Source organism: Planotetraspora thailandica, from assembly GCF_016863335.1.
Lineage (GTDB): Bacteria > Actinomycetota > Actinomycetes > Streptosporangiales > Streptosporangiaceae > Planotetraspora > Planotetraspora thailandica.
In genome coordinates this window covers 171923-198380 of the sequence record NZ_BOOR01000031.1, presented here as the reverse complement: position 1 = coordinate 198380, position 26458 = coordinate 171923, and the positions used below count along the sequence as shown (strand labels likewise).

The window sequence follows — 26458 nt, the reverse complement described above, 5'->3', positions numbered from 1 at the left end:
CCGGGATCCGGCCCTGCGTGGCGTCGGCGGCCCGTTGACCGTCGCGCCCGCAGACCCCGTCAACCCGGTATTGGCAGCCTGCCTGGAGGCGGCTCTAGAGGCCGGACATCCCCGAGCATCCGACGTCGGCGGCGGGCTTGAGGAGGGGTTCGGGCCTGTCGATCTCAACATCGTCGGCGGCCGTCGGCAGAGCGCCGCCGACGCCTACCTGGCCCCGGCCCTGGGGCGGCCGAACCTGCGGGTGGTGACCGGCGCGCTCGTGCACCGGCTGCGGATCGCCGGCGGCCGCTGCACCGGAGTCGACTACAGCGTTGGAGGGCAGCCCGCCACCGTCTCCTGCTCGGGGGAGGTCGTGCTGGCCGCCGGCGCGATCGGGTCGGCGCAACTGCTCCTGCAGTCCGGCATCGGCCCGCCTGTCCACCTGCGCGAGCTCGGCATCGACGTAACGGCGGACCTTCCAGGAGTGGGAGAGAACCTGCACGATCACCCCATAGCCAACGTGGTGTATCGGTCGGCACGGCCGGTCCCGCCCGCGACGCACAACCACGGCGAGGCCTTCGGCCTGGTCCGCAGCGATCCCGCGCTGGACGAGCCCGACCTGCAGATCCTCTTCATCGACGGCCCGGGTCACATACCCGACTCCGCCGAGCAGGGCTACACCATCGGGGTCGCACCCATGCGCCCCCTCAGCCGCGGCACCGTACGCCTGGGCGGCCCGGAGCCGGGCACTCCTCCGGTGCTGGACCCGGCCTACTACAGCGACGACCGCGATCTGGCCACGGTGGTCACGGGGTTGCGAATGGCCCGTCGGATCGGCCGCGCGAGCGCCCTGAACTCCTGGCGCGACCAGGAGGTGAAGCCGGGATCGGACATGCTCGACGACGGCGTCCTGCGCGCCTACGCCCGCGCCACCCTGGCGTCGTATTGTCATCCGGTGGGCACCTGCCGGATCGGGGACGACGACATGGCCGTCGTCGACCGTGACCTCCGGGTGCGCGGCCTCAGCGGACTTCGGGTGGCCGACGCCTCGGTGATCCCCGCCATTCCGTCGGCCAATACCAACGCGACCGTTTACGCCATCGCCGAGCGCGCGGCCGAACTCCTCGGCGGGGATTGATCGCAGGGGCGAGCCCGCGGCGGCAGGCAGATCCCCGGCGTCAGGGGCGACTGCCGGTTCGTCGGCCCACGGAGTCCTGCAACTTCCGCCCTTCCTGATCGGTCGGCCTGTGCATCCTGACAGGCTGCGTCGCGCCAACTTGTCTTTAGGCGGTGCCCCTGCACCCTGTCACCGCGAGAGCCAGCGGTCAGGAGTTGGAAGGTGTTGGTGTTGCAACACCGTGATCTGCGATGGTGAGACTGATTGGTGTGCAAGAGCGGGATGGATGGTGGGCGGCGTTATCCCCACAGGTTCGTGATCAAGTCGACGACCAACTTCGTCGTCGGCGGCTGATCGGAGCCGTCGTGCTGTTGCGGTCCGAAGGCGGGCTGGATCCTGTGCCTGGACTGTATGAGGCGCAGGACATGCTGCAGGAACGGTCCGTGTGGTTAGCCGAGCAGGGCTTGGTCGATCCCGAAGATCCGCCCGCCCAGGTGCCGCAGATGGTTGAGGCGGTCAATGCGATCAGCGACCCGGCGGTAGCGATTGAGGCGCTGTGGGACGGCGATACGCAGGGCTGGTTCGTGCGACTGTTCGCGATCGTGCAACGACCGGGCAGGGAGCATCACCGCTTCGACGAGCAGCCACTGGCGCTGTTTCGTCACGGGGGTGACCTGCGCTTGTTAAACGGTGCTGTTCCTCCTTGGCCGGAAGCCGCCGAGGCTGTTGAGAAGGGCCAGGCGATAGCCCGCAGCCTTGGCGTGCCGTTCTACTTCGCCAGTCCAGACACGCCGGATGATGAATCGCCACGCTGGTGGGACTCGCAGGAAAGGGCATGCATGCCACAATCCTCGCCACGGACTCAATAAGCAGGAGACCGCTCAGCGCGCATGTACGCGGAAAGAGGAGTCATTGGTAGTGCGGAAGGCGCCGGACTGGGTCGATGATGATGCCATTCCACGTCCTCGCCTGGATGCCTGGTATGAGGGACACGTTGAGGTAGGTATCGACCTCAGCAGGGATGGAAAGTATTGGCTGAGCCTTGATTTCCATTGCCCTGCCGGACAATTGACCCATGATGCTGAGTCGCAAACCGCAAGTGGATGGATTCCCTTCGACGATCCGAGTGAAGTAAGGCGGCTCATCGACGAATTGCAGCAGACGGTCGAGCGGATCGAGAACCTCAACGCCGACCGAGTTCGCACTCCACAGGAGCATGATGCGGGCCGGGCCCACGACAGATAGCAGTCGAAGCTGATTTCCAAGGATGTGCAGAATCTGAAATCAGAAAGCGATGGATCATGGGTTGATCCTCGTGACAACGCACGGTTTAGGTCCTCTGACGGGCGACGCGGCGACGATTCTCATATATCGAACAATTACCTTTCATGTTTTGTTTGATGTCCGGATGGCCTTCGGGGGAATTCTGTCGCACCGGCGGGGGAAATCGGCCGTAATCCATTCGCTCACGGCGACGCGAATGGCCGTCGCCTCGACGGAGATTCGCGGCGGGTCGGTGGGAAATGTAATGGCACGCAGATGAGCGGGCAGCCCGATCTCGACGAGATCAAGGAGCGTTTCGTCGCGCCCGGTGGCGTGGTCGAGTTGGGACGAACCCCGGAACACGCAGTCGTCCGGGAGGTTCTGGAAGAGATCGGGGTCAGGTCAAGCCCGGGGTGCTGACCGATGTGTACAAGAATCGGTGCCGCCAGCGGCGGCACACACCTACGCCGACAAGCGGGCGTCGATAGATCACGAAGTTGGACGTGTGCGCGGGATTTGTTCTGAAGTTGGCCGATCGGGTGGACGACTAGCCGTAATCGCTACGAGAGATGAGAGTTGATGCACGCCACAAAGCAACATATTCGATATCGTCTCACATTCGCGCAGCTTTTCTCCCCTGCGCTGCTCGGTGTGCCGATTTTAGGAGTTGAATCGGCTGCATTCTGGATCGACTCTCCTGTGACATTGCCCCAGGACCTACCCGTGCTTATGCAATTGACCGTGATTCTCGCAGTGTCTTATGCGGCCTTCGCGTGCAGATTTGGCGTGACCTTGGATTGCGACGGTTTGATTGCGCATGGCCATCGATCGTGCAAGATTCCCTGGTCTGATATTGAATTGATATACATGAAGAGTTCCGGCTGGATGAAGGTTCTGGTCGTCCGCGAACGATCCGGTCGGAAGACGTTGCTCCGTGCTCCCATTCCGTTTCTTGATGCGCAATTCGAAAGGAAGTCGGCGGAGATATTCCGCATTTACGAAGACCGTATACGGGCGTAACGCGCGACGGCATCCGCTCGCCGTCGATGCTCAACTCGCCACTATCACGCCGTGAAACCCCGCCCCATGCCGTTATGGGGCTGGTCGATCTGAGACCGGAGTGTGGAGATGTCGAGTACTGGTAGCCATGACGAAGTCATGTCACAGGTTCGGCAGCGCCTTGAGAAATATCAAATGGCCCTTGAGGGTGTTCCAGTTCAGGGCTTCTTAACGTTGCTACTCATCACGGCTGCGGTGCTCAAATAGGCGATCCAACTCCTTGAGCACATGTTTCGAATCTGCTTGTAAGCGCTCGACGATCACATCGCGCCGCCCGTGCATACACGACGGTGTAACGCGTTCCCAAAGATCATCAGACGGGATGTACAGCACGGGCGGGTCTACTCCCCAACCGGCGGGGAACCAGAACGTGCACCCGTCCTCGGAGTAGATGACGACCTCTTTCCACTTGAACGTCACGCTGTACATGCCTGAACGATAGGTCAGAAAGCTGCAGATGTAGCGATGCTGATGAGGTAACCATCACTGACGGATTCGCGTGGCCCCGCCTTCTCGGCCTGCGGTAGACCTTTGCTGTGGCTACAGATCCGCAGGCGAGGGGATGACGATCAGACACAGCGTGGCGATCTCGGTGAGTGCCTGACTGGAGAGATGCCTGACCTCGGCCCATCCGGGGTCAGCGGCGAGCCCATCCGGGGTCCATTTGTCAGCGTTGGCCTGACCGCTCATCTCTGACAAGCGGTCATCGATGCGCTGCAACAGATCGTGAAGCACCGGGGAGAAAAGCCCCGGCGATCGCTCGTTGACCGCCAACGGCACCCACCCGTTAGCCCAGTCGAAGTCGAGCGCCAGTTCGTCCACGCACCACTGGTGCCGGTCAACCCACGCGACCTGTTCGTCGGCGGAGGCGGCCAGCATCACCAGCGTCTCCGCCAGTCGCAACACCGAAGTCGGCACGTCCGGCTGGCGATCAGAATTCATCGGCGCCTGCCCTTCTCTTGCAACCAGGCGGTCGGATGAATGACCAACTGCGGGACAACGCGATCGTAGACATGTTAGAGGGCAGCGGAACTATTGCTGTCGCCTTATGAGCAACGGACGACGATCCGGAAATTGGATCGGCTCGGTGACTTCCGACTGAGTAGCGTCGCGGGCGGCGCCGCGGCGAACTCGGGAGGCGACGGATGGGACGTCGGAAGAGCCCTCAGGAGAAGAAGCTGCTGAGTTATGCCAAGGATCGCCGCAACGACTATGGCGAGAACGACAAGAGCTCACGCAAGAACATTCCGCGGAACAAGCGGTATCCGCACCGGGCCAACCGGCGGAGGGTGAGCCTGGTTCTTGAGGCGGCCAGGGGTGTTGTCGACGAAGCCGTCGAGGCGGCCGCGGAGGAACGTCTTCTGACGCGGCGGCCCAAGTCCTGGAGGAAGTGGCGGGACGCTCCGCTGGGAGAGATCGTGCAGTACACCCTGAGACGCCGATTGCGCCTCGGGATCGACGATCGAGAGAGTGGTACGGCCCGCGTGGAACGCGTTCGCCGACGACTCCGGCAGCCAGTCGAGTGAGGTTTCGCGAGCCAGTGCTGAACCGGCATCGAGCCGTCGGCAGTCGCTTGAGCCGTGCCTGAGCGGCGGGCCAGACAGACTCTCCGAGGCGGTTGTGGCGCACGACAAGGGCAATCCCTATAAAACTGGTAGGCAAACATTGTTTTTGGGCCGCGAGATCCGTATGGTTTGGCGTCATGACCCGAGGCAGGCGTCAGGTACGACGCTCTTGGTGTGCGGCGCCGGCGGCATCACCAGGCATGGCCACACGCCCCGCCGGCGGCATCGCCCAGGCCAACCGAACAAGCAGTGAGTGAACGTGACTGACACCCGGATCATCCACTTCAACCTCTTCGAGATGAACTGCGTCGGCCATATCCAGCACGGGTTGTGGACGCACCCGGACAACAACCGGCACCGCTACACCGACATCGAATACTGGACGGACCTGGCCAGGCTGCTGGAACGTGGCCTGTTCGACGCCGTCTTCCTCGCCGACGTGGTCGGGCTGTACGACCGGTACAAGGGCGGGCCGGCGACCGCCGTCCGCGAGGCGGTGCAGGTGCCGGCCAACGATCCGCTGCTCGTGGTGCCCGCGATGGCGGCGGTCACTCAGCACCTCGGCTTCGCAGTGACCTTCTCCACCACCTACGAGCCTCCGTACGCGCACGCGCGCCGCATGTCCACGCTCGACCACCTCACCAAGGGGCGGGTTGCATGGAACGTCGTGACCTCCTACCTGCGCAGTGCCGCCAGGAACTTCGGGCTCGACGACGAGATCGAGCACGATCTGCGTTATGAGATCGCCGAGGAGTACCTCGAGGTCGTCTACAAGTTGTGGGAGGGCAGCTGGGAGGACGACGCGGTCGTCCGCGACCGGGAACGGCGTATCTACACCGATCCGGCCAAGGTCCACCCCATCGACCACGACGGGAAACACTTCCGCGTCGCCGGGCCGCACCTGTCCGAGCCCTCCCCGCAACGCACTCCCGTCATCTACCAGGCCGGCAACTCCGACCGGGGTAAGGACTTCGCGGCCAGGCACGCGGAGGCGATCTTCACGGGGGCGCCGTCGATCGAGGCGCTGCGCGAGGAGATCGCCGACGTCAAGAGGCGCGCCGCCGCCTTCGGCCGCGATCCCGACCACGTCAAGGTGTTCCCCGGGGCGTCGGTGATCGTCGCCCCGACCCAGGAGGAGGCCGACGCCAAGGTCGCCGAGTTGCAACGCCACATCAGCCCCGAGGGGTTCCTCGCGCAGCGCGGCAGTGGCATCGACCTGGCCGCCTACGACCCCGACGAGGCGATCGACGACATCGTCGCGCGCGGCGGCGACTTCACCGAGCGGGCGATCCGCCCCCTGGTCGGCAGAGGCCTGCGGGTCAGGGACGTGCTCCAATCCGTCGGCCGGATCGGGTCGGGCGGGCCGTTCTTCGTGGCCGGCACACCCGCACGGGTCGCCGACGAGATCGAGCGCTGGGCCGACGAGACGGGTGCGGTCGGGTTCAACCTCATGCAGTACCTCTCGCCGGGCACGGCCGAGGACTTCATCGAGCTCGTCGTCCCCGAACTCCAGCGGCGCGGCCGCTACCGCACGTCCTACGACGACGCCACGCTGCGGGAGCGCCTGCTCGGCCAGGGGATCCACCGCCTGCCCGACACCCATCCAGGCGCGGCCTTCCGCCGGGGGCCGAAGGCCCAAGGGTCCGACTGACCTGCGAGATCGTAACCCGGTCGCCCGGCTCGTCCGAGCGGTCGGGGCACAGATCACCCAGCTTCCATGTAAAACAGGTAGGGAATATTGACTTTATCTTCTGGGGTTTCTAGATTGGGCGGTATGAGCCAGGATGTCCGACCGACCCGGCGCCATAACGTGCACTTCTGTCACGTCGCACGTGGCCAATGTCGCTGATTGCGGGCCGTCACCCTTCCAGAGCCGCCCCATCGTCGCCCTCCCCTGGGTGGGAGTCCGGGGCCGGCGATCGCCTCGTGAACACCCATGTGCCGGCGGCGTGGACACCTGAGAGAGAGATCAGATGAGCATCGTGACAGTGGGGGTGGGCTCCCAGGCGCTTGACGTGTCCCCGGAGGCCGCCACCAAGCTCGGCGCGGACCTCCCCACGCCGGGGCCGGCCGTGGTCGAGGCGGTCATCCCGCAGATTCCGGCTGCCCGGGTGCTCAGGGAAGGAACTGGAAGGTGACCGCGACCCTTCCAGGGCGGGCGGTGGACGGTGAGCTGTTCCGCAGAGCGCTCGCGGCGCACGCAGCGGGAGTCGTAGTGATCACCGCTCAGGCCGAGGGGATCCCCGTCGGGCTGACCGCGACGTCGTTCTCCTCCGTGAGCCTGGAGCCGCCGCTTGTCTCCTTCTACGTGGACCGGGCCTCGACCACCTGGCCTCGGCTGCGTTCCGCCGACCACTTCGCCGTCAACGTGCTCACCAGCGACCAGGGCGAGTTGGCGGCGAGGTTCGCCCGGAAGGGCGTCGACCGGTTCGCCGAGCCGACGCGCTGGCGTCCTGGTCCGCACGCCACACCACTGCTGACCGACGTGTCGGTGCATCTGGTCTGCCTGCCGTACACGTCGGTGAAGGTGGGCGACCACGTGCTCGTCGTGGGCCTGGTCACGGAGGCGGCGGTGCACGGCACCGGCCGGCCGCTGCTGTACCACCAGGGCCGTTTCGGCAGATTCATCCCCCATCCCTGATCTCTGTTCACTTTCCTCTCGGCCGCTGCCCTGGCTGCACGGTCGGAGTGATTTCCGCGTACCCGCATCCCCCATGAGGAGCGTTCGTTGTTCCCCTCAAGAACCATCCGGAGCCTGATCGCCGCGCTGGCCGGCCTGTCGTTGCTGACCGCCTGCGGCGGCGCCACCACCACGGGCACCGTCGATGGCAGCTCCAAACAGCCCGTTCGCGGCGGCACTTTGAACCTGTCGATGTCGCTTGACCCGCTGTGCCTGGACCCGCACGCGATCTCCTCCGACGTTGAGCAGATCTTCGGGCACATCCTCACCGACAACCTGGTCTACCTGGACGAGAAGGGTGACCCTTCGCCGTGGCTGGCCACCTCCTGGGAGATTTCGCCCGACGCCAAGACCTACACCTTCCACCTGCGTAAGGGTGTGACCTTCAGCGACGGGGCCGTGTTCGACGCCCAGGCGGTCGTCACCAACTTCGAGCACATGCTCGACCCGGCGACCCGATCCCCGCTGGCCGGCCCGTACATCGCGCCGTACAAGGACAGCAAGATCATCGACGACTACACGCTCGAGGTGCACCTGTCCCGGCCGTACGTCCCGTTTTTGACCGTGCTGGCTCAGGGCTGGCTCGGAATGGAGTCACCCAAGGCGATCAAGGAGGACACCCCCGCCCAACTGTGCGAGCACCCGGTCGGCTCCGGCCCGTTCGTGCTGACCGGCTACACGAAGAACCAGAGCGTCACCTTCGCCCGCCGGGCCGACTACAACTGGCCTCCTGACCTGTTCAAGCAGACCGGTCCCGCCCACCTCGACGGCATCAAGGTCGACTGGGTGGGACAGGACGCGGTGCGCTTCAACGCCCTGGTCAGCGGCCAATACCAGGCCACCGGCTACCTGCCGGCGCAGAACGCGCAGGCCGTGAAGTCCAACCCCAACCTCGACTACCACAACAACAACCGGATCGGCTGGCCGTTCACCCTCGACTTCAACGTCTCCCGGGCGCCGTTCGACGACATCGACGTCCGCCGGGCCTTCGCCGCATCCGTCAACGTGCCGGCGATCATCCAGACGATCGGATTCGGGCAGCGGCAGCCGGCGACCGGTTTCCTCGACCGGGTCACCCAGTATTACGACCCGAGCGTGAAGTTCCCGGGGTACGACCCTGCGAAGGCCAACCAGCTCCTCGATCAGGCCGGCTGGACCGGGCGCGACGCCGACGGTTACCGCACCAAGGACGGCAAGGTTCTGGAGGCGCAGTTGCCGGTGACCCAGACGGCCACGGTCAGCCCGATCTACAACCTGATCCAGGCACAGGCCAAGGCGGTCGGCTTCAAGGTGAACGTGAACCTTCTGCCCCTCACGCAGGTCACCACGCTGCGGTACGACGGCGACTACGACCTCCTCTCCGGGGTCTGGCACACCAACACGCCGGACGTGCTCTACATCAAGTACGCGACGGAGAGCATCCCGAACGAAAAGCGCCTGGGGCAGAACCTGTCGCATCTGTCCGACCCTCAGATCGACACGTGGTTGGAGCAGGCCCGCCAGACCACCGACGGCGCGAAACTCAAGGACCTGTACGGCAAGGTCCAGCAGCGGCTGGTCGACCTGGTGCCCGGCGTGCCCATCTATGACAACTCGGTGTTGTGGGCGACGAGTAAGAAGCTGCAGGGCGTCATCACCGACACGTCGCACGCCACGCCCGTGTTCACCTATGCGTGGCTCACGAAATGACCGCCGGCGGCGCGACGGCGACCGGGCTCGGCGGTCATCCAGCCGCAGTCGCCATCGCCAAGCGGATCGGGGTACGCCTGATCGCCGGGGTGGGGGTTCTGTGGGGCGCGGCCACGCTCAGCTTCATCGCGTTGCACGTCACCGCGGGTGACGCCGCCCTGTCCACTGTGGCCGGGCAGGGCGCCAACCCGACCAAGGAGGTGCTGGACCAGGTCCGCCGTGACTTGGGCCTGGACCAGCCCCTCTACCGCCAGTACCTCGACTACCTGGGTCGTCTGCTCCACGGCGACCTGGGCCGGTCCTACCAGCAGCGGATCTCGGTGAGCCAGGCGATCGGCGAGCAGCTCGGCCAGACCGTTCAGCTCGCGGTGGCGGCGGCCGCCGTGGCCGTGCTCCTCGCGATCGCGGCCGCGGTGCTCACCGCGCGGAGGCGGCCGTGGCGGTCGATCGCCTCCGGAGTGGAGCTGACGCTGTCCGCGACGCCGACCTTCGTGATCGGCATCGTGCTCCTCATCGTCTTCTCGTTCACCCTCAAGGTCCTGCCCGTCTCCGGAAACGACGGGCCGCGCGCGCTGATCCTGCCGACGCTCACTCTGGCGTTGCCGATCGGCGCGGTGCTCGCCCAGGTGCTGCGGGCCGAACTGGAGGAGGTGCTGGAGCAACCGTTCATCCTCACCGCCCGCACCCGCGGCATGCGGGACACCTCGGTACGGGTGCGGCGCGCCCTGCGCCACGCTCTGGTGCAGATCGTCACGATGTCGGGCTTCGTGGTGGGCGGCCTCTTGGGCGGCGCGGTCATCACCGAGACGCTGTTCGTCCGCCAAGGGGTGGGGCAGCTGATGCTCTCCGCGGTGACGACCAAGGACATCCCCATGGTTTTGGGGCTGGTGGTCTTCGCCGCCTTCGTCTACGTCATGGTGAACCTGCTGGTGGACATCGCGTACACGCTCATCGACCCGAGGCTGGTGACCCGATGAGCGCGTTGACCGCCACGGACGCGGCGCTGCCGTGGGCGGGCCGCATCCGGCTGAGCCCCGGGCTGATCTTGGCCGGGCTGTTCGTGGCGGCCGTCGTGGTCGCGGCCCTCGTGCCACAGCTGCTGGCGCCGCACGACCCCTTGGAGATCGGTACCGAGGGGGCCTTCCTGCCGCCCGGCGGCAGTCACCTGCTCGGAACCGACGAGTCCGGCCGGGACGTGCTCAGCCGTATGGTCTATGGGGCCCGCCCCTCGCTGGTGATGGGGTTGGGCGCGACGGCGATCGCGATCACCGGCGGCACTCTCCTGGGCCTGATCGCCGGGCTGGGGAGCCGGTTGACCGAGAGCATCGTCATGCGGCTGATCGATGTGGTGCTGTCCATACCGGAGCTGCTGCTGGCGCTGGTGGTCATCACGCTGGCCGGCGCGGGCAGCACCAATGCGATCTTCGCCGTCGCGTTCGCCGGCATCCCGTCGTACGCGAGGATCGTGCGGGCACAGACGCACATCGTGCGCCGCTCCACCTTCGTCGAGGCGGCCGCGGGGCTGGGCATACGACGTTCCACGGTGATCTGGCGGCACGTTCTGCCGAACGCGATCCGGCCGGTGCTGGTGCTGTCCACCATCGGGGTCGGCAGCGCGATCAGCGCGGGCGCGGCGCTGAGCTTTCTGGGGTTGGGCGCGGAGCCGCCGGCGGCCGAGTGGGGCGACATGCTCTCCAACGGCCTGCAGTACATCTCCAACGACTGGTTCCTGGTGGCCGTGCCCAGCGTGACGATCACGCTGACCGTGCTGTCCATCACCGTGCTCGGCCGCGAACTGCGCCGCCGCTCCGAAGGGAGAACCGCATGACCAGCCTGCTCGAGGTCGCCGGGCTGAAGGTCGCATTCAACGGCACCTCGGTCGTCGACGGAGTCTCCTTCACGCTGGAGCGCGGGGAGTGCCTTGCGCTGGTGGGGGAGTCGGGCTCGGGAAAGAGCGTGACGACCCGTACGCTCGTCGGCCTCCCGGGGTACGGCGCCCGCGTTCACGCCGACCGGTTGCGCTTCGACGGCACCGACGTCACCGGGTTCACCGACCGGACATGGCGGCGGGTGCGCGGGGCGCGGATCGGGTTCGTGCTCCAGGACGCGATGGCCTCGCTCGACCCGCTGCGGCCGGTGGGCCGGGAAATCGCCGACCCCCTGGCACTGCACACCACGATGAACCGGGCCGCGCGGGCCGCGCGGGTCCGCGAACTGCTGGACTCCGTCGGGGTGCCGGAGCCCGAGGTGCGGGCCGCTCAGTATCCGCACCAGCTGTCCGGCGGGCTCCGCCAGCGGGCGCTCATCGCGTCCGCGATCGCGTGCGAACCGGAACTGCTGCTCGCGGATGAGCCGACCACCGCGCTGGACGCGACCGTGGCCCTGCAGGTGCTCGATCTGCTCGGCTCGCTCAAGGGCAACCACAGCGGACTGCTGGTCGTCAGCCATGATCTGGCCGTGGTGGCCCGGCTGGCCGACCGGGTCGCGGTCATGAAATCCGGCCGGATCGTTGAGACAGGCACCACCGACGCGGTGTTGCAGGATCCGCAGCACCCGTACACCAAGGCGCTGCTCGCGGCAGTGCCGTCCGCGCACGCGAAGGGCACTCGGCTGTCCGCAGTGGAGCGACCCGCGGCTTCGGCCTCCGTACAGGACCCGAACCCCGCCTCGGAGCCGGACGGGAAACCCGTTCTGGCCGCCGTCGGGCTGCGCAAGTCGTTCCCCGGACCGGACGGCGTCGCGCGGGTCGCGGTGAAGGACGTCTCGCTGACCCTGCGGGCCGGCGAGACGCTGGGCATTGTGGGGGAGTCCGGCTCCGGCAAAAGCACCACCGCCCGGCTGCTGCTCGGCATGGAGACGCCGGACGCCGGCGAGGTGCTCGTCGACGGCACCGCGTGGACCGCCCTGACCCCCGAGCAGCGGCGCGCTCATCGGCGTCGGCTGCAGATCGTGTACCAGGATCCGCTCAGTTCCTTCGACCCGCGCTACACGGTGGACCGAGTCATCGGTGAGGCGCTCGGCGTCGCCGGTTACCCACGCGGCGCCCGCCGCAGGGACCGCACCGTCGAGCTGCTCGAGATGGTCGCGCTCGACGCCGGTTACCTGCGGCGGAGGCCGCTGGAGCTGTCCGGTGGGCAGCGGCAGCGGGTGGCCATCGCCCGGGCGCTGGCGGCCGAGCCGGAGGTCATCGTCTGCGATGAGCCGGTGTCCGCGCTGGACGTCTCGGTGCAGGCGCAGATCCTCGACCTGCTCGCCGACCTGCAGGAACGACTGCGGGTGGCGTATCTGTTCATCTCCCACGACCTGGGCGTCGTCTACCACGCCAGTGACAGGGTGATGGTGATGCGGGATGGGACAGTGCTGGAGTCCGGAGACGTGCGCAACGTTTTCACCGATCCGCAGCATGACTACACCCGAGAACTGCTCGCCGCGATCCCGCGCCTGACGACCCGGGCGGCGCCGCCGCCTACCCCTTTGGGAGTGTGACCTTTAGAAATCTACGATGTAAAGGGGGTCGCTCGGCTCGGCTGGTCTGTCGCGCTCTCTCCGCAAGCCTTCGCCTGCAACGTGTGCCAGCTATCCCTGCACGGGCCAGAGGAGTTGAGCGAAGGACGACTTCCGGCCTCTGGCCACGAGGTTCGTCTGGAGGATCTCGGAGAGGATTTCGAGCCGGAGTACTTCGTCGAATCCCAGTACGGACTCCGGGACTAGGTGAGGAGGGCGGCTCGTCGAGACGCCGCCCGCCGGCTGATGCCCTGGCTGCCGTGACGCAGCGCCCCCAGCTCCCATGAACAAGGAATATGGGGCGTTCGCGTTCCGGGGTCAGATCCAGTCGCGTTTATCGTCAGGTGCGCCTCGCGGATGTTGCCGAGCAGGTCGCCGAAGGCGTGGTCGAATACATGCGCGACGCCATGACCGCCTACGCGAGCGTCCGGCTGAGCTGGACCCCAAGGACGGGCGGCATCGCGCCCCGGGCAACCGCGCAGACCGGGCGGCACCGCACTTCCCCGCGCGGGGAAAACCGATGGCCCTCTGGGGGCGGTCATTCGCATCATGAAGACATGCGACTTGTGTTCACGCCGGCCGAGGGGGATCGCTGCCGCGTCGTCGTGTACCGACGCGACGGCGTGACCTTGGAGATGCGCTCCTACGACCGGAAATTCCGCGTGCCTCACGACCTTGCCCATGCCGTGACCGAACGTGAGCTCCGGTTGGGCGCGGGAGTCTTCGGCTGCATCGCCGCCGGAGCCGTCTTCACCTCGATGCAGGTGCTCACGGGTTCGCCACGGCATGACTCGGCGGCCCGCAGCGCTCGCATCATCAAGGCCAACGCCCGCTCGATCACCACCGCCGAAGCGCTCAGCGGTGTCCTGCACGAGGCCGCCAACGGCGCCCTGACCAGGCCCTTGTTCACCAAGGTGCGTGAGGTATGGGGGATCGTGGAAGCGCGCACCTTCCCTTACGACGAAGCCACCATCACCGCGACGGCGGAAACCTTGAAAACACTGGCCAACGTCTGGAGCGGGCTCACCGTCGGCGAGGAGCTCGTCTTCATGTGGCCTCCGGCTCTCACCGCGCCGATCCCGACCACCCACCGCTGAAACCGATCACCTCGTTCGCGTCCCCGCGGAGCCGTTCGGGCCCGGGGTCAGATCCAGTCGCGTTTGCGGAACATCCAGTACAGGACCGGCCTCGGGGAACATCGGTACAGCGGTTGGCGCTGAGAACGATCACGGTCAGGGCGTGAGTGTGCTGACCCGGTTCTCGTACTCGCGGCGGGCCTTGCGTTGGGCCGGGATGACCGGGACGCCTTGGCGGCCGTCGAGGGGCTGGCAGCGGTCGAGGAGTTGGCGGTGCACGGCTGGGGCGGCGGTGACGCGCAGGGTGTACCCCTGGCCGCGTCGTACGGTCACCCCTTGGTCGAGCGCGGCGCGCTCGGCGTCGTGCAGGGCGGCTTTCCAGGTATGCGGTGCGCACGTCGCCGGTCTGGTCGGCCGGGACGGCGGGGCGGCGGCCGCCTTTGCTGCCCTTGGCCTCGGCGGCGCGCAGCCCGTCGTAGGTCAGCTCGCGCTGGAGGTCGCGTTGGAGTTCGCCGGCGGCGGCGAGGGTCTGCACCATGAACTTCACGGTGGACAGCAGTTCTCCGGTGCGGGGGTGGCGGGCGGTGAGGTCCATGGCGGAGAACGCGCCGTCGTGGATGCGCAGCGCGAGGCGGTCGCGGTGCAGGACGTCGAGCACGTCGAGGATGTGGCCGGTGCCGCGGACGAGGCGGAACATCTCGGAGATGTGGACGGTGTCGCCCGGCCGCGCGTAGTCGGGGAGCGCGCGGAACTTCGGGCGCTGGGGAGGGTGGAGGCGGCTGGAGGTGCCGCCGTCCTCCTCGAAGACGTCCGGGTCCTCGATTCCGGCTTCGTCCAGGACGAGGCTCTGCCGGGCGGTGGACCGCTGGTCGGTCGAGACCCGCTTGTAGACCAGGTTCGCCACCGAGGGGCCCCTTCCGTACGGAGGATCGGACCTTATCTGTCGTCAAACCCTGTCATCAATCGCCATCGGATCTGATTGGATTCGCTCCGCCGTGAACCCCCGGACTGCACGGGTTCATTGGACGCGCCACCTGCCTGTCGTCAAACGACCGTTTGACGACAGGAGCGACAGGCATCGTTCTCGGTGTGGAGTGGGCCGCCTGAGGCTTGTGTCAGGCGGCGCCTTCCTCCACCCGCTGCTATGCGGTCGGCAGTCGGAAGGTCGACACGCGCAAGCCAGTTCGAGAACGCGCTGAGCCGCGGGAACGCGACGTCCGGTGACCCGATCTGCAGCGGCACGATGAAGTTGGCGAACCCGAACAGGTTCGCCGGTGGCGTGGAGCAGCAGCGTGATCGTGCCGTGCGTGGTGAACAGCTGGTCGTACTGCTCGGGGGAGAAGAACTGCAGCCCGGGCCGGGCCGGCTCGGCGCGCATCAGCAACGCCGTGGCTCCGCCGATCAGGAAAACGCGCATGACGTCGTGAGGTGAAGCACGCCGATCGTCTTGTGACCGTGGTCCGGGCGATCTTCAGGACCTGCCTGCCCTTGGGTCCCTGCCACGCAGGCCGCATCGGAACCGGAACAGGCCTGCTCACGGTATCGGTCATGGATCCTCGCGGTGGATCGGCTGGTGGCGCGTTTTTGTGCGGTTCGGCGGGTCCGGCCGCCGAACCGCGTCAGCGGTACATGACGGGCGGTACCGATTCGTCCTCCGCGCCGACGCAGGCGGCGATGTCCGTGGTCGCCGTGGCCTGCTGGAGAAGGCTGTAGAGCTGTTCGCGCTGCTCGAGGGTGAGCGCGGCGAGCGCCTCGTCCTCGACCGCGGCCATGGCCAACTCCGCCTTGGCCAGCTTCTTCGCGCCGACGTCCGTGAGGTCCACGACGTGCCGGCGGCGGTCCTCCGGCGAACGGCGGCGTTCGATCAGATTGTCGGCTTCGAGGTCGTTGAGCAGGCCGACGAGGTTGGTGCTGTCGATGCCCAGCGTGGCCGCGAGGGCTTGCTGGGTGCTGCTCCCGTGGTCGCGCAGGACGGTGAGCGTGAGCAGGTGGCGCGGCCGCAGGCCCAGTGGCGCCAGCACCGTCTCGGACCGCGTCCGCACCCGGCGGGAGAGGTGGTCGAGCAGGGCGCCGCACTGGTGGGGGGGCTGGTTGACGACTGGGAGCGAGGCCATAGATCGAGTGTACCGCCTATGCCGCGCATACCATCAGTCGCTTGTGTGCTATAAATGGTTTGCCCTACGCAAATGACTTACCCAGGCTTCGTTACCTGTCGAGGGGGCGCCTGACGCCCACGATCGGCTCGGCGACCACGAAGCTGCTACTGAAAGAGGAAGCATGAAGAAACTGAGTGACGAGCTCGCCAAGGTGCACCACCTGCTGACCACCGTGGGTGATTACCTGCCCGTCGACGAGCGGCCCGAGCTCGAGCGCTTCCGCGAAGCCGGCCGGTTGTGGAGCGAGCAGTTCCCGGTTCCCGACGAGGCCGTGGTCACGGAGGCGCCGGGCTTCCCGGGCCTGACGGTGACGACTCCGGCGTCGCAGGCCGATCGGGTGCTGCTGTACTTCTACGGCGGCGGCTACAACGCCGGCGAACCCTACATCTACCGTGGCGTGGGGGCCAGGCTGGCCACCGCGGCCGGCGCCGTGGTCCACCTGCTGGACTACCCGCGCGCCCCGGAGAATCCGTTCCCGGCCGCGCTCGACTCGGCGCTGGCCGCGTACAAGTCGCTGCTCGCCACGGTGGGCCCGGACCGGATCGCGGTGGGCGGCGACTCGGCCGGCGGTGGCCTGACGCTGGCGCTGCTGCTGAAGCTGAAGCAGGAAGGTATCGCCCTGCCCGCGGCCGCGGTGCCGATTTCGCCGTGGACCGATATGACCGTGTCGGCGCCGTCCTTCACCGAACTCGCGGACCGCGACCCGTTCGTCTCGGCCGCCATGCTCCAGGCGTTCGCCGCCGGGTACCTCGGCGACCACGATCCGCGTGACCCCCTGGTGTCCCCGCTGTTCGGCGACCTGTCCGGGCTCTCGCCGATCCACATCGAGGTGGGCACCGAAGAGGTCATGATCGATGACTCGCGCCGGTTCCACGAGAAGGCCCTCGCGGCCGGAAACTCGTCGGAACTGTTCGTCATCGAGGGTGGTGCGCACCTCTTGCAGCTGTTCGCGGGCTTCGCGCCCGAGGCCGCGGACTCGATCGAGCGCATCGGCGCCTTCGTGCGCAAGCACATCGGCTGACCCCCGCCCGAGACGACCACCCTCGCGGGAGACAGCACCGGCTGTCTCTCGCGAGGGAGCGGGACTTCACGGCCAGTGGGTGTGACCGGCCCGTCGAAGCAGAAGAACCTCTGACGATCGCGAACCCGTCGACGTCGTGGCGCAGAACGTCTCCGGCCCCGCGGCGCGGGAGATCGCGGGGGTCCACGTGCTCGGCGGTGGTACGTCGCGGGCGTTCAACACCCTGCGCGAGAGCGGATCCCCGGCGCGACCGCGTCGGCCGGTCAGGGTGTGGCGGTCAAGGCCGGCCAACGGCGGCCGCGATCGATCTGCAGATCCTGTTCGGTTATGGAGTGTCCATTTCGGACCTCGCCGCTCGACGCACACGTTCGACGATCTGCTGGCTTCCACGATCAAACATCACGACAGGAGGGCGGTCACCATGACCGACTACGGTCACGACCTACGCTTCGGCTCATTCCTCACCCCGCAGAACCAGGACCCCCAGCGCGTGGTGGACCTGGCGGTGCACTCCGAACAGGTGGGCCTGGACCTGGTGACCTTCCAGGACCACCCCTACCAGCCGGCCTTCCTCGACACGTGGACGCTGATCAGCTGGGCCGCCGCCCGCACCGAGCGCGTCCACCTGTCCGGGAACGTCACCAACCTGCCGCTGCGTCAGCCCGCGGTTTTGGCCCGCTCCGTGACCAGCCTCGACCTGCTGTCGGGCGGCCGGATCGACCTCGGTCTGGGTGCCGGCGGTTTCTGGGACGCCATCGCCGCGATGGGCGGGCGGAAACTGACGCCGGGCGAGAGCGTCCAGGCACTGAGTGAGGCCATCGACATCATCCGCGGCATCTGGGCGGCTGACGAGCGCGGCGCCCTAGACGTTGACGGCGCGTACTACAAGGTCAAGGGCGCCAAGCGCGGCCCGGCACCGGCCCATGACGTGCCGATCTGGCTGGGCGCCTACAAGCCCCGTATGCTGCGGCTGATCGGCGAGAAGGCGGACGGGTGGCTGCCCAGCCTGGGCTATCTGTCCTCGCCGACCCTGCGTGAGGGCAACGAGATCATCGACGAGTCGGCCGCGCGGCACGGCCGCGACCCGCACGAGATCCGCCGTCTGCTCAACATCCAGGGAGCCTTCGGCACATCGTCCGGCCTCTTCCAGGGCCCGACCGGGCAGTGGGTGGAACAGCTCCTCCCGTTCGTCCTGGAGGACGGCATCAGCACCTTCATCCTCGTCTCCGACGACCCCGTGACGCTCCAGACCTTCGCCGAAGAGGTGGCTCCGGCCCTGCGCGCGCAAGCCGCCGCCGAACGCAGGTCAGCCAGCACACCCACCGGCAGCGTCCGCTCGGCCGCCGCCCTGGCCCAGCGCCGCGACGGCATCGACTACGACGGCCTGCCCGCGAACTTGGCCGACCGGGCCGTGGAGCCGGGAGACCGCGAATACCACAAGGTCCGCTCCACGTACCTGTGGTCCGGCTCGCCCGGACTGGTCCTGCGCCCCACCACACCCCAGGAGGTCTCCGAGGCGCTGCGCTACGCCCGCACCCAGGACGTGCCGATGGCGGTCCGCAGCGGCGGACACGGCATCAGCAGCCGCTCCACCAACGACGGAGGCATCGTCCTCGACCTCGGCGCCCTCAACGGCATCGAGCTCATCGACCGTGAGCGGCGCCTGGTGCGCGTCGGCCCCGGCGCCCGCTGGGCCGAGGTGGCCGCCGCGCTTGCCCCGCACGGTCTCGCGATCAGTTCCGGCGACGCCGGCGGAGTGGGTGTCGGCGGACTGGCCACCACCGGCGGCCAGGGTTTCCTCGGCCGCTCCTACGGCCTCACCATCGACCACCTCAAGGGCGCGGACGTCGTCCTGGCGGACGGCTCACTGGTGCGTGCGGATGCCGAGCAGCACCCCGACCTGTTCTGGGCCCTGCGCGGCGCCGGCGCCAACATGGGCATCGTCACCTCGTTCGACATCGAGGCTACCGAACTCGGCGACGTCGTCTTCGCGCAGATCCTGCACGATGCCACCGACACCACGGGCTTCCTCCAGATGTGGGGCAAGGTGATGGAGGACAGCCCCCGCGAGCTGACCGCGTTCCTCACTGTCGTCCAGCAGAGTGGGCGCCCAGTCGCCCAGACCTACGCCGTCTGGGCCGGCGACGACACCGAGCGGGCGGTGCATGCGCTGGAGCGCTTCCTGCCCATCGCCCCGGTCCTGCAGCAGAGCGCGCAACTCGTCCCGTACGCGGCGGTCATGGCCCATGACCCCGGCCAGCACGACGGCCAGTCCCTGATGCACAGCCGCACCGCGCTGGTGGACCACCTCGACGCCGACACCGCCGCCCTGGTGACGGGCCTGTTCGACCGCAGGGACACCAGCTACTTCCAGATCCGCGCCGTGGGCGGAGCCGTCAACGACCTGCCGGCCGACGCCACCGCCTACGCCCACCGCACCCAGAATCTCTCCCTCAGCATCGTGGTCCACCGCGGCCACGAGGAGCAGACGGACCGGGAATGGGCGAAGATCCCTGCGACCGGCCTCTACCTCAGCTTCGAGACCCATGACCACGCCACCGCACTGACCAAGGCGTTCCCGCCGGCCACCCTGGAGCGGCTGCGGCGGGTGAAAGGCGTCTACGACCCCGACAACGTCTTCCGCAACAACTTCTCCGTCAGCCCGACGACATGACGGGGGCACTGCCGCCGGGGATCTCCCAGCAACAGCTACCGGAAACACTCACCGCTTAACCTGCAGAAACGGATCACGCGGAGGTCGACTCATACACCACCCCGCTGGACGTGACCGCGCACACGACGTTCGCGCGCAAGCCACAGGCGTGCCAGACAGGACGGTCATGGAGGGGGACTCGCGGGGTTCGGGGTCAGTGTCATAGGCCCACTGACCTGCGCATCAGCAGGTTGCCCGAAGTCTTCCAAGCTGGTTGTGCGCTGCGAGTACCGAGAGCCGGCGTCGGAACCGCCATCAGTAGCGTTCGTCTAGGGCTTCGACCAGGTTTCGGAGTTCGAGTGCCCGCCGTGGGGACATGGCCAGCGTCACTGCTTCGAGGTCCCCACGGGCTTGCCATGGGTCGCCGCAACAGGCCCATTCCGTGCAACCGGCGTTCTTGTCGTCCCACAAACGTCGATTCGGTTGGTGGACGAAGCTTCGCCAGCGAACAAAGGACGACCCTATCGAGCCCGACCACAAGTACTTCTTCTGACGCTCGATCCGTCTAACCTCGGCGAGGGCTGCGGAGGACAGGCCAGGAATAACCGTGAGGTGGTCCTGCGTCTGGCGCCGGCGTGGAAGCCCAGCGCGGACGCGGCCAGGCCGTCTACGCGGCATCGACCTTTCTGGTGATCGTCATGCCGCTCATCTTCTCACCAGTGCGTGCCGTGCGTCGCGGGGGTCACGTCACCCGCTCCATGAACACAGGCCGGGACAGAGAGGCGCGCGCCTCTCTGTGATCGAGCCGTCCACGCCTCACGTTGATGGGCGAACGTCCCTTCGGCGAGAGCTCCCGCCGAGTTCGCCGATCCTGGCGGCCACGTGGGTGCCGCCGCCCGCACACTGCCAAACAGCGGTTCCCTCCACCAGATCGGCATGTAAGCCAAGCCGATGCTCGGGACAGGTGGGCCACACCATCCAGGTGACTTCCATGACTTCGTCCTGAGTCGCGTCAGCGACTTCCGCCAACGCAACTCCGATGTCCTTGCCGCTGCTCGGCCAGATGGGAGGTGAACCACAAGCGCCGCGGAACTCCACCCGTGCGCATCCACTGTCATCCCAGTCCGGCATCGTGATCCCCAGCGCACCTTCAATTCCTGAGGCGCGGAGGTCGCCTTCGACTACCTTCGCTGCCGTCTCGAGAGTGGCCCACCAGCCCGGCTCCAGGTCGAAGCCCGGCTCGAAGTCCATCAGCTCAAGCAGTTCCCGCCCGAGCCGGACGACATCCGCAGGACCCAGCTCCGCCGTCCGGCGTTCCAAGATCTCTCGTACGGCAGAGCCGCTCAAGCCGTATTCCTCCATCAGGCAGGCAAGCTCGACCACCGGCTCGACCCGAAGGCCACTCCCGTGCAAGCCCGAGTACACCTGCGCAGCCAATTGCTTGACCGCTCTCCCAACCTGCTCACTGGAATCCACGCCCCGGATTGTCTCCCCGCGCGACCGCTCTGACGAACGGGCCTCCTACCAGAAGCAACAACCTTGATCAGATGCCCGTCACGCAGAGCCCACGGTGACCATGGTCTTGATCGATTCTCTGGAGGCCATCGCGGCATAGCCCTGTGCGACGTCCTCCAGGGGGAGAACGCTGTCGAACACCGGGCCGGGGTCGAGGGTTCCTGCCGTGATCCGTGAGATCAGGTCGGGGAGATGGCGGCGTACGGGAGCGAGCGCGAGGTTCAGGCTCAGATTGCGGACGAGCGGCTGGAAAAGCGGCAACGTGGGTGCCGTGTGCGGCACGCCGACCGCGCCGATCGAGCCGCCGTCCCTGGCCATGCCGATCGCCATGGCCCAGGATTCCGGGGTGCCGACCGCCTCGATCACATGCCGCGCCCCGAGGCCGCCGGTCTGCTCGCGCACCGCCGCGATCCCCTCATCGCCTCGCTCGGCGATGACATCCGTCGCTCCGAAGGACTTGCCGATGGCGGCGCGGTCCGCGTGCCGGCTCATCAGGAAGATCCGGTCGGCTCCGAGGACGGCCTTCGCGGCGAGCACGGCGCACAGCCCGACGGCGCCGTCACCGATGACGGCCACCGTCGAACCCTCGGTGACACCCGCGATGACGGCTGCATGCAGGCCGGTGCCCATGACATCCGAGGCGGCCAGGAGCGCGGGATACAGCGAGTCATCGACACCGCCCAGGCCTCCGGGCACCGCCACGAGGGTTCCGTCGGCCCACGGAACCCGCACCGCCTCCCCCTGGCCGCCGTCGGTGCCCGGCGCGCCGAACGTGCCGCCGTTCACGCATGAGGTCTGAACTCCGTCCAGGCAGGCCGGGCAGGTGTTGTCGGACCACTTGAAAGGCGCGACGACCAGATCGCCGGGGCGGAAGGTGCGGACGTCGGCGCCGACCTCCACCACGATGCCGATGAATTCGTGTCCCATCCGGGATCGCTCGGCACGGGTGATGACGCCGCGGTAGGACCACAGGTCCGAACCGCAGACGGCGGCACGCAGAACCCGGACCACGGCGTCGGTCGGCTCGGATAAGGAGGCATCGGGCACGTCGTCGACGACGACGTTGCCGGCGGACATGTAGAGCGTGGCACGCATGGGAAATCGCCTTCGGTGGGGGGTTGATCAGCGCAGGGCGGGGGTGCGGGCGTCGACGGCGAGCGCCGACTCGACGTGGCCGGCTACGGCGAGCAGGTCCATGTCGGTGCCCCGCGGGGACGACAACTGGAGCCCGATCGGGAGGCCGTCGGCGCTCCAGCCGCAGGGCAACACCAGCGCCGGGGCGCCGGTGAGATTGTGGACGGCGGTGAACAGACCTTCCGCGGCGCCTTCCGGCGTGTCGACCGGAGGGGTCGTGACGGGCGCGACGAAAGGCGCGGCGGGGGTCAGGAGAACGTCGATCCCCGTGTAGACCTCGGCCGCGGCGGGCAGCAGCCGCTCGCGGGCGGTCATGGCCGCGCGGTAGCCGGCCTCGCTCACCTCGGAGCCGGAACGCAGCAGCCGCAAAGTCTCCGGGCCGTAGTGGCCGGGAGACGCCGTCACCCGTTCGCCGTGGACCTGCCAGGCCTCGAACAGCAGGATGTCGGAGAAGGTCTTCTCCAGTTCGTCGAAGGCCGAGCCGTCGACCTCCACGATCGTGCAGCCGGCGTTCCGCAGTGCCTTGATCGCCTCGCGTACGGCTGTCGCCACGTCCGGTTCGAGCTCGGCGCGATCGAGCTGTCCGGGGAGGACGCCGACGCGGAGCGCGGTGCCGGCGAGCTGCGCGGGCGCGGCTCCCGTCAGCGCCGAGAAGACCGTGACCGTGGTCGCGACGTCGCGGGCCAGCAGGCCCACATGGTCGAGGGTGGGGGAGAGCGCCTGCACACCGTCGAGCGGCAGAGCGCCGTAACTCGGTTTGAACCCGACGGTGGCGCAGTAGTGCGCCGGGATCCGGATCGAGCCGCCGGTGTCGGTGCCGAGAGCAACAGCGCAGGCGCCGACCCCGACGAGGGCCGCCGAACCTCCGCTGGACCCGCCGGCGGTCCGCCTGGGGTTGAAGGGGTTCATCGTCTCCGGCACGGCGGGATGGACGGCGCCCGCGGCGTACTCGAGCAACGACGTGGCGGCGAAGACGTCGGCGCCTGCCGCGCGCAGCGCCGCGATGACGGGGGCGTCCGCCGCGGCGGGTTCTCCGCGCATCGCCTCGGGGTTGCCGTTGCCGCGTGGGTGACCGGCGATGTCGATCAGGTCCTTGACCGCGATCTGCACGCCGTGCAGCGGTCCGTCGGCGGCGCGGGCGGGCGCGTGGAACAGTTCGACCACGGCGTCCAGTGGACGGCCGAGCCGTTCGGCGCGTTCGTAGGCGGCGAGGAGCTCCAGGTTGGCCACCTCGCATGTTCGCTCGCCCCGCTCGATCGCCTTGATGATCTCGCCGGTGTAGGTCGTCAGCGGGCCCGCGAGGTCGTGCAGCAGGTCGTCGACCTCCGTCTTGCGCTTGCGGACCATCAGGTCCCTGTAGATGCCGCTGTGCGACTTGGCGCTGGCGCGGTTGAAGGCGACCAGCCGGGCGAGGGATCCCTCCAGGTCACTGGGCTCGAAACCGTCGAAACCCTCGGGCTTCACCGGAGCCTGCGCGAGCACCTCCCTGGCGATGCCGAGCATGAGCGGCCGCCACTTCGGGTCCTCCAGGGAGTCCGCGATGGACAGGTCGGAGACGGCTCCGGCGTAGAGCATGGCGCCGTAGGCCTCCTTGCCCCAGAGGAACCCCATGATGTTGCCGGTGGCCTCGGCGTAGGGGAGGGCGTCGACCAGTTCGCGCAGCCGCGGGGTGATCTCGCCGGACAGCTCGCCGACCCGGAACGTGCCGACGTTGCCCTGCATGATGCGGCCGGGGCCGAGGACGTCCGCGCCGAAGTTCACGAAGCTCACGAGTAGCCGCTCCACGCCGACCACGGCGGCCAGTGCGTCCGCGGTCAGACCGTTCTGGAAGCTGACCAGATATCCGTCCGGGGCCAACCGGCCACGCAGCAACTCGGCGGCCTGCGCGGTGTGGTGGCTCTTGACGGCGATCGCGACGTGGTCCAGGCGTTCGGGCAGGTCATCGGGGGTGACAGCGCGCGCGGCCACCGTGAAGTTCTCGACCGGGCCTTCGATGGCCAAGCCGTCGCGGTTGATCGCCTCGACGTGCGCCGGGTCCGCGTCGCAGAACAGCACGTCGTGGCCCGCCCGGATGAGGTGGGCGCCGATCGTTCCGCCGATGGCACCGGCTCCGATGATGGTCAGCTGCATGGGGAGATCCCCTCGTGGGGTGTTCGCCTCGGTGATCCGAGAATGTCCTGCCGCCGGACACTACCAAAGCAATTTGAGGATCTACCCGGCCCTCCCCATGGCGTCTGATTCGGAAGTTGCGCTTAAGGCCTTACGTATGACAGGTGATTCGTGCGTAATATGTCGGAAACGTACCCGTGCTCCAATGCTCAACGGTGGACAGGTTCAGGCGCGCCTGACCGGCACAGCAGACCTCACCACACCCCTCACCTCCCCAAACCCACCTTTGGCGACCGCTCCGCCCCATAGCACATCTACGAAGGAGCAGGCATGTTCGATGACATTCCCGAGGGCCTCCGCGTACCTGCGATCAGCAGGCGCAGGTTGCTCCAGCTGGGCGCACTCGGTATCGGGGCGTTCTCGGCCGCGCCGCTGCTGGCCGCATGCGGGTCGACCTCCTCGCAGGCGGCCCCCGGCGGCACCAAGAAGGGAGGCGACCTGGTCATCGTCCGCGATCACGACGCGGTGAACATGGACAAGACGACGGTGTTCAGCAACGCCTCGATCTGGACCTACAACCAGATCTACGAGCCGCTGGTGGCCATGACGGACGACGGCCAGGGCGTGAAGCCGTGGCTCGCGGAGAGCTACGAGATGGCGCCGGACAACCTGTCCTGCACGCTGAAGCTCAGGCAGGGCGTGAAGTTCCACAACGGCCAGCCGATGACCTCGGCCGACGTGAAGTTCTCCATCGACGAGTCGAGCAAGACCAAGGGCGGCTGGGAGTTCATCAACTCCGCGATCAAGGAGGTGACCACGCCGGACGACTACACCGTCGTGGTGACCACCAAGTACCCGTGGGCGCCGCTGCTGGCCGACCTGAGCTGCCCGAACAACGGCATCATCCCCAAGGACTACGCGGGCAAGACCAAGGACGAGTTCTACGCCAACCCGATCGGGACCGGCCCGTTCGTGTGGGCCACCTGGCAGAAGGGCAGCGCCCTCACGCTCAAGAAGAACCCGTCGTACTGGCAGGCGGGCAAGCCGCACCTGGACTCCGTCACCTGGAAGGTGGTCGCCGACAGCAACGCCCGCGCGATCCAGCTGCAGGGCGGGCAGGCGCACATCAACGAGGCCCCGCCGTTCTCCAGCCTCGCCCAGCTCAAGGGCACGCCCAACGTGAAGGTCGACCTCTTCCCGTCCACGAAGACCGACTACATCATGATGAACCAGACCAAGAAGCCGTTCGACGACGTGCACGTGCGCCGTGCCATCTCCTACGCCGTCGACCGGGAGGCGCTGGTCAAGAGCATCCTGTTCGGCAACGGCACCCCGGCGAACTCGTTCATGATGCCGTCCACGCCGTACTACGACAAGAACACGCCGGGCCTGCAGTACGACATGGCCAAGGCCAAGGAGGAGTTGGCTCAGTCGAGCGTGCCGAACGGCTTCACCACCACATGGCTGGCCATGTCCGGCGACGCGGTGGACGCGGCGATCGCGCAGGTCCTGCAGGCGTCGCTGAAGGAACTCGGCATCACCCTGAACATCCAGAACGTGGACCCGAGCGCGCAGCACGACCTGACCGGCAAGCTGGATTACGAGATCGCGCACTCCTACTGGACCATGGACCTGGCCGACCCGGACGAGCTGGCGCAGTTCGCGCTCGACCCCACGACCGGCGGGCACTCCTTCGACACCGGCATGAACGATGCGTCGCTCATCGACCTGGTGCACAAGGCGCAGAAGGAGTTCGACAAGACCAAGCGTCAGGCTCTGTACACCGAGCTTCAGACGAAGGCCGCCGAGTCGGCGTTCCTGGTGTTCCTGTTCTACACGCCGTTCCCGTACGCGACCACCAGCAACGTGCAGGGCTTCAACGTCCTGCCCACCGGCTCCTACCACCTGGAAGACGTCTCGCTCTGAGCGGGGTAATGC

At 67.5% G+C, this 26458-nt stretch carries 25 protein-coding genes; 18 read left to right on the top strand and 7 right to left on the bottom strand.

Translation table 11 applies throughout. The annotated features are described in order from the left end of the window. The 5 genes from Pth03_RS21715 to Pth03_RS21695 all read left to right on the top strand — a co-directional run. A partial coding sequence (locus Pth03_RS21715; protein WP_203946165.1) for a GMC family oxidoreductase occupies nt 1-1117 on the top strand: 1117 nt, incomplete at its 5' end. Nucleotides 1118-1347: 230 nt separating this feature from the next. Continuing rightward, nucleotides 1348-1965, top strand: a complete 618-nt coding sequence (locus Pth03_RS21710; RefSeq protein WP_203946164.1) for a hypothetical protein — start codon at nt 1348-1350, stop codon at nt 1963-1965. Between the two features lie 49 nt (nt 1966-2014). Continuing rightward, nucleotides 2015-2341, top strand: a complete 327-nt coding sequence (locus Pth03_RS21705) for a hypothetical protein (RefSeq protein WP_203946163.1) — start codon at nt 2015-2017, stop codon at nt 2339-2341. A gap of 294 nt (nt 2342-2635) precedes the next feature. Further along, nucleotides 2636-2779 (top strand): NUDIX domain-containing protein, encoded by a 144-nt coding sequence (locus Pth03_RS21700; protein ID WP_239119250.1) that lies wholly within the window; start codon nt 2636-2638, stop codon nt 2777-2779. 159 nt (nt 2780-2938) lie between these two features. Further along, nucleotides 2939-3379: a hypothetical protein gene (locus Pth03_RS21695; RefSeq protein WP_203946162.1), complete on the top strand. Its 441-nt coding sequence runs from the start codon at nt 2939-2941 to the stop codon at nt 3377-3379. 216 nt (nt 3380-3595) lie between these two features. Here Pth03_RS21695 and Pth03_RS21690 read toward each other — a convergent pair whose 3' ends face one another. Both Pth03_RS21690 and Pth03_RS21685 read right to left on the bottom strand, forming a co-directional pair. After that, complete coding sequence (locus Pth03_RS21690; RefSeq protein ID WP_203946161.1) at nt 3596-3847, bottom strand: hypothetical protein; 252 nt, start codon at nt 3845-3847, stop codon at nt 3596-3598. Nucleotides 3848-3958: 111 nt separating this feature from the next. Continuing rightward, nucleotides 3959-4360, bottom strand: a complete 402-nt coding sequence (locus tag Pth03_RS21685) for a hypothetical protein (protein ID WP_203946160.1) — start codon at nt 4358-4360, stop codon at nt 3959-3961. A 203-nt stretch (nt 4361-4563) separates the two neighbouring features. On the opposite strand from Pth03_RS21685, the gene Pth03_RS21680 reads away from it, so the two are divergent. From Pth03_RS21680 to Pth03_RS21640, 9 genes are all read left to right on the top strand, one after another. Continuing rightward, a complete protein-coding gene (locus Pth03_RS21680; protein ID WP_203946159.1) occupies nt 4564-4944 on the top strand; it encodes a hypothetical protein in 381 nt (126 codons plus the stop codon). A gap of 298 nt (nt 4945-5242) precedes the next feature. Next, entirely contained in the window at nt 5243-6634 is a 1392-nt protein-coding gene (locus tag Pth03_RS21675; protein WP_239119249.1) for an LLM class flavin-dependent oxidoreductase, read from the top strand. A 322-nt stretch (nt 6635-6956) separates the two neighbouring features. Further along, complete coding sequence (locus Pth03_RS21670) at nt 6957-7121, top strand: hypothetical protein (protein WP_203946158.1); 165 nt, start codon at nt 6957-6959, stop codon at nt 7119-7121. After that, complete coding sequence (locus tag Pth03_RS21665) at nt 7118-7624, top strand: flavin reductase family protein (protein WP_203946157.1); 507 nt, start codon at nt 7118-7120, stop codon at nt 7622-7624. The genes Pth03_RS21670 and Pth03_RS21665 overlap by 4 nt, the downstream gene beginning before the upstream one ends. Nucleotides 7625-7711: 87 nt before the next feature. Next, nucleotides 7712-9352, top strand: a complete 1641-nt coding sequence (locus Pth03_RS21660; RefSeq protein WP_203946156.1) for an ABC transporter substrate-binding protein — start codon at nt 7712-7714, stop codon at nt 9350-9352. Beyond that, a complete protein-coding gene (locus Pth03_RS21655) occupies nt 9337-10329 on the top strand; it encodes an ABC transporter permease (protein ID WP_239119248.1) in 993 nt (330 codons plus the stop codon). Before Pth03_RS21660 ends, Pth03_RS21655 begins: the two co-directional genes overlap by 16 nt. Next, entirely contained in the window at nt 10326-11180 is an 855-nt protein-coding gene (locus Pth03_RS21650; RefSeq protein ID WP_203946155.1) for an ABC transporter permease, read from the top strand. The genes Pth03_RS21655 and Pth03_RS21650 overlap by 4 nt, the downstream gene beginning before the upstream one ends. Then, nucleotides 11177-12838, top strand: coding sequence for a dipeptide ABC transporter ATP-binding protein (locus tag Pth03_RS21645; RefSeq protein ID WP_203946154.1), 1662 nt, complete (start codon nt 11177-11179; stop codon nt 12836-12838). Before Pth03_RS21650 ends, Pth03_RS21645 begins: the two co-directional genes overlap by 4 nt. A 362-nt stretch (nt 12839-13200) precedes the next feature. Next, the gene (locus Pth03_RS21640) at nt 13201-13953 is read left to right on the top strand and encodes a hypothetical protein (RefSeq protein ID WP_203946153.1); all 753 of its coding nucleotides are present in this window, start codon (nt 13201-13203) and stop codon (nt 13951-13953) included. Here Pth03_RS21640 and Pth03_RS21635 read toward each other — a convergent pair. Next, on the bottom strand, nt 13922-14836 hold the full coding sequence (locus Pth03_RS21635) for a recombinase family protein (protein ID WP_203946152.1): 915 nt from the start codon (nt 14834-14836) through the stop codon (nt 13922-13924). The genes Pth03_RS21640 and Pth03_RS21635 overlap by 32 nt on opposite strands. A gap of 375 nt (nt 14837-15211) precedes the next feature. Between Pth03_RS21635 and Pth03_RS42545 the strand changes: the two genes are divergently transcribed. Continuing rightward, on the top strand, nt 15212-15364 hold the full coding sequence (locus tag Pth03_RS42545) for a hypothetical protein (protein ID WP_203946151.1): 153 nt from the start codon (nt 15212-15214) through the stop codon (nt 15362-15364). Nucleotides 15365-15551: 187 nt separating this feature from the next. Here Pth03_RS42545 and Pth03_RS21625 read toward each other — a convergent pair whose 3' ends face one another. Continuing rightward, nucleotides 15552-16046 (bottom strand): MarR family winged helix-turn-helix transcriptional regulator, encoded by a 495-nt coding sequence (locus Pth03_RS21625; RefSeq protein WP_203946150.1) that lies wholly within the window; start codon nt 16044-16046, stop codon nt 15552-15554. Between the two features lie 163 nt (nt 16047-16209). Between Pth03_RS21625 and Pth03_RS21620 the strand changes: the two genes are divergently transcribed. Beyond that, nucleotides 16210-17109 carry an alpha/beta hydrolase fold domain-containing protein gene (locus Pth03_RS21620; protein WP_203946149.1) on the top strand — a complete coding sequence of 300 codons (900 nt, stop codon included), beginning with the start codon at nt 16210-16212 and terminating at the stop codon, nt 17107-17109. 421 nt (nt 17110-17530) lie between these two features. Beyond that, nucleotides 17531-19783 (top strand): LLM class flavin-dependent oxidoreductase, encoded by a 2253-nt coding sequence (locus Pth03_RS21615; protein ID WP_203946148.1) that lies wholly within the window; start codon nt 17531-17533, stop codon nt 19781-19783. Nucleotides 19784-20578: 795 nt separating this feature from the next. Here Pth03_RS21615 and Pth03_RS21610 read toward each other — a convergent pair. The 3 genes from Pth03_RS21610 to Pth03_RS21600 form a co-directional block, all read right to left on the bottom strand. Then, nucleotides 20579-21238 carry a hypothetical protein gene (locus Pth03_RS21610; protein WP_203946147.1) on the bottom strand — a complete coding sequence of 220 codons (660 nt, stop codon included), beginning with the start codon at nt 21236-21238 and terminating at the stop codon, nt 20579-20581. A 78-nt stretch (nt 21239-21316) separates the two neighbouring features. Then, on the bottom strand, nt 21317-22372 hold the full coding sequence (locus Pth03_RS21605) for a zinc-binding dehydrogenase (RefSeq protein WP_203946146.1): 1056 nt from the start codon (nt 22370-22372) through the stop codon (nt 21317-21319). 27 nt (nt 22373-22399) lie between these two features. Then, nucleotides 22400-24541 (bottom strand): amidase family protein, encoded by a 2142-nt coding sequence (locus Pth03_RS21600; protein ID WP_203946145.1) that lies wholly within the window; start codon nt 24539-24541, stop codon nt 22400-22402. Nucleotides 24542-24850: 309 nt separating this feature from the next. Here Pth03_RS21600 and Pth03_RS21595 point away from each other — a divergent pair, with 309 nt between their 5' ends. Further along, nucleotides 24851-26446: an ABC transporter substrate-binding protein gene (locus Pth03_RS21595; RefSeq protein ID WP_203946144.1), complete on the top strand. Its 1596-nt coding sequence runs from the start codon at nt 24851-24853 to the stop codon at nt 26444-26446. Nucleotides 26447-26458: the final 12 nt, after the last annotated feature.

Excerpts from the sequence above, each read along its gene's own strand:
- Pth03_RS21620 (WP_203946149.1), top strand. The coding sequence starts at position 16,210 with ATGAAGAAACTGAGTGACGAGCTCGCCAAGGTGCACCACCTGCTGACC.
- Pth03_RS21605 (WP_203946146.1), bottom strand. The coding sequence starts at position 22,372 with ATGCGTGCCACGCTCTACATGTCCGCCGGCAACGTCGTCGTCGACGAC.
- Pth03_RS21595 (WP_203946144.1), top strand. The coding sequence starts at position 24,851 with ATGTTCGATGACATTCCCGAGGGCCTCCGCGTACCTGCGATCAGCAGG.
- Pth03_RS21600 (WP_203946145.1), bottom strand. The coding sequence starts at position 24,541 with ATGCAGCTGACCATCATCGGAGCCGGTGCCATCGGCGGAACGATCGGC.
- Pth03_RS21710 (WP_203946164.1), top strand. The coding sequence starts at position 1,348 with ATGGTGAGACTGATTGGTGTGCAAGAGCGGGATGGATGGTGGGCGGCG.
- Pth03_RS21690 (WP_203946161.1), bottom strand. The coding sequence starts at position 3,847 with ATGTACAGCGTGACGTTCAAGTGGAAAGAGGTCGTCATCTACTCCGAG.
- Pth03_RS21615 (WP_203946148.1), top strand. The coding sequence starts at position 17,531 with ATGACCGACTACGGTCACGACCTACGCTTCGGCTCATTCCTCACCCCG.
- Pth03_RS21670 (WP_203946158.1), top strand. The coding sequence starts at position 6,957 with ATGAGCATCGTGACAGTGGGGGTGGGCTCCCAGGCGCTTGACGTGTCC.
- Pth03_RS21700 (WP_239119250.1), top strand. The coding sequence starts at position 2,636 with ATGAGCGGGCAGCCCGATCTCGACGAGATCAAGGAGCGTTTCGTCGCG.
- Pth03_RS21680 (WP_203946159.1), top strand. The coding sequence starts at position 4,564 with ATGGGACGTCGGAAGAGCCCTCAGGAGAAGAAGCTGCTGAGTTATGCC.
- Pth03_RS21645 (WP_203946154.1), top strand. The coding sequence starts at position 11,177 with ATGACCAGCCTGCTCGAGGTCGCCGGGCTGAAGGTCGCATTCAACGGC.
- Pth03_RS21625 (WP_203946150.1), bottom strand. The coding sequence starts at position 16,046 with ATGGCCTCGCTCCCAGTCGTCAACCAGCCCCCCCACCAGTGCGGCGCC.
- Pth03_RS21685 (WP_203946160.1), bottom strand. The coding sequence starts at position 4,360 with ATGAATTCTGATCGCCAGCCGGACGTGCCGACTTCGGTGTTGCGACTG.
- Pth03_RS21695 (WP_203946162.1), top strand. The coding sequence starts at position 2,939 with ATGCACGCCACAAAGCAACATATTCGATATCGTCTCACATTCGCGCAG.
- Pth03_RS21650 (WP_203946155.1), top strand. The coding sequence starts at position 10,326 with ATGAGCGCGTTGACCGCCACGGACGCGGCGCTGCCGTGGGCGGGCCGC.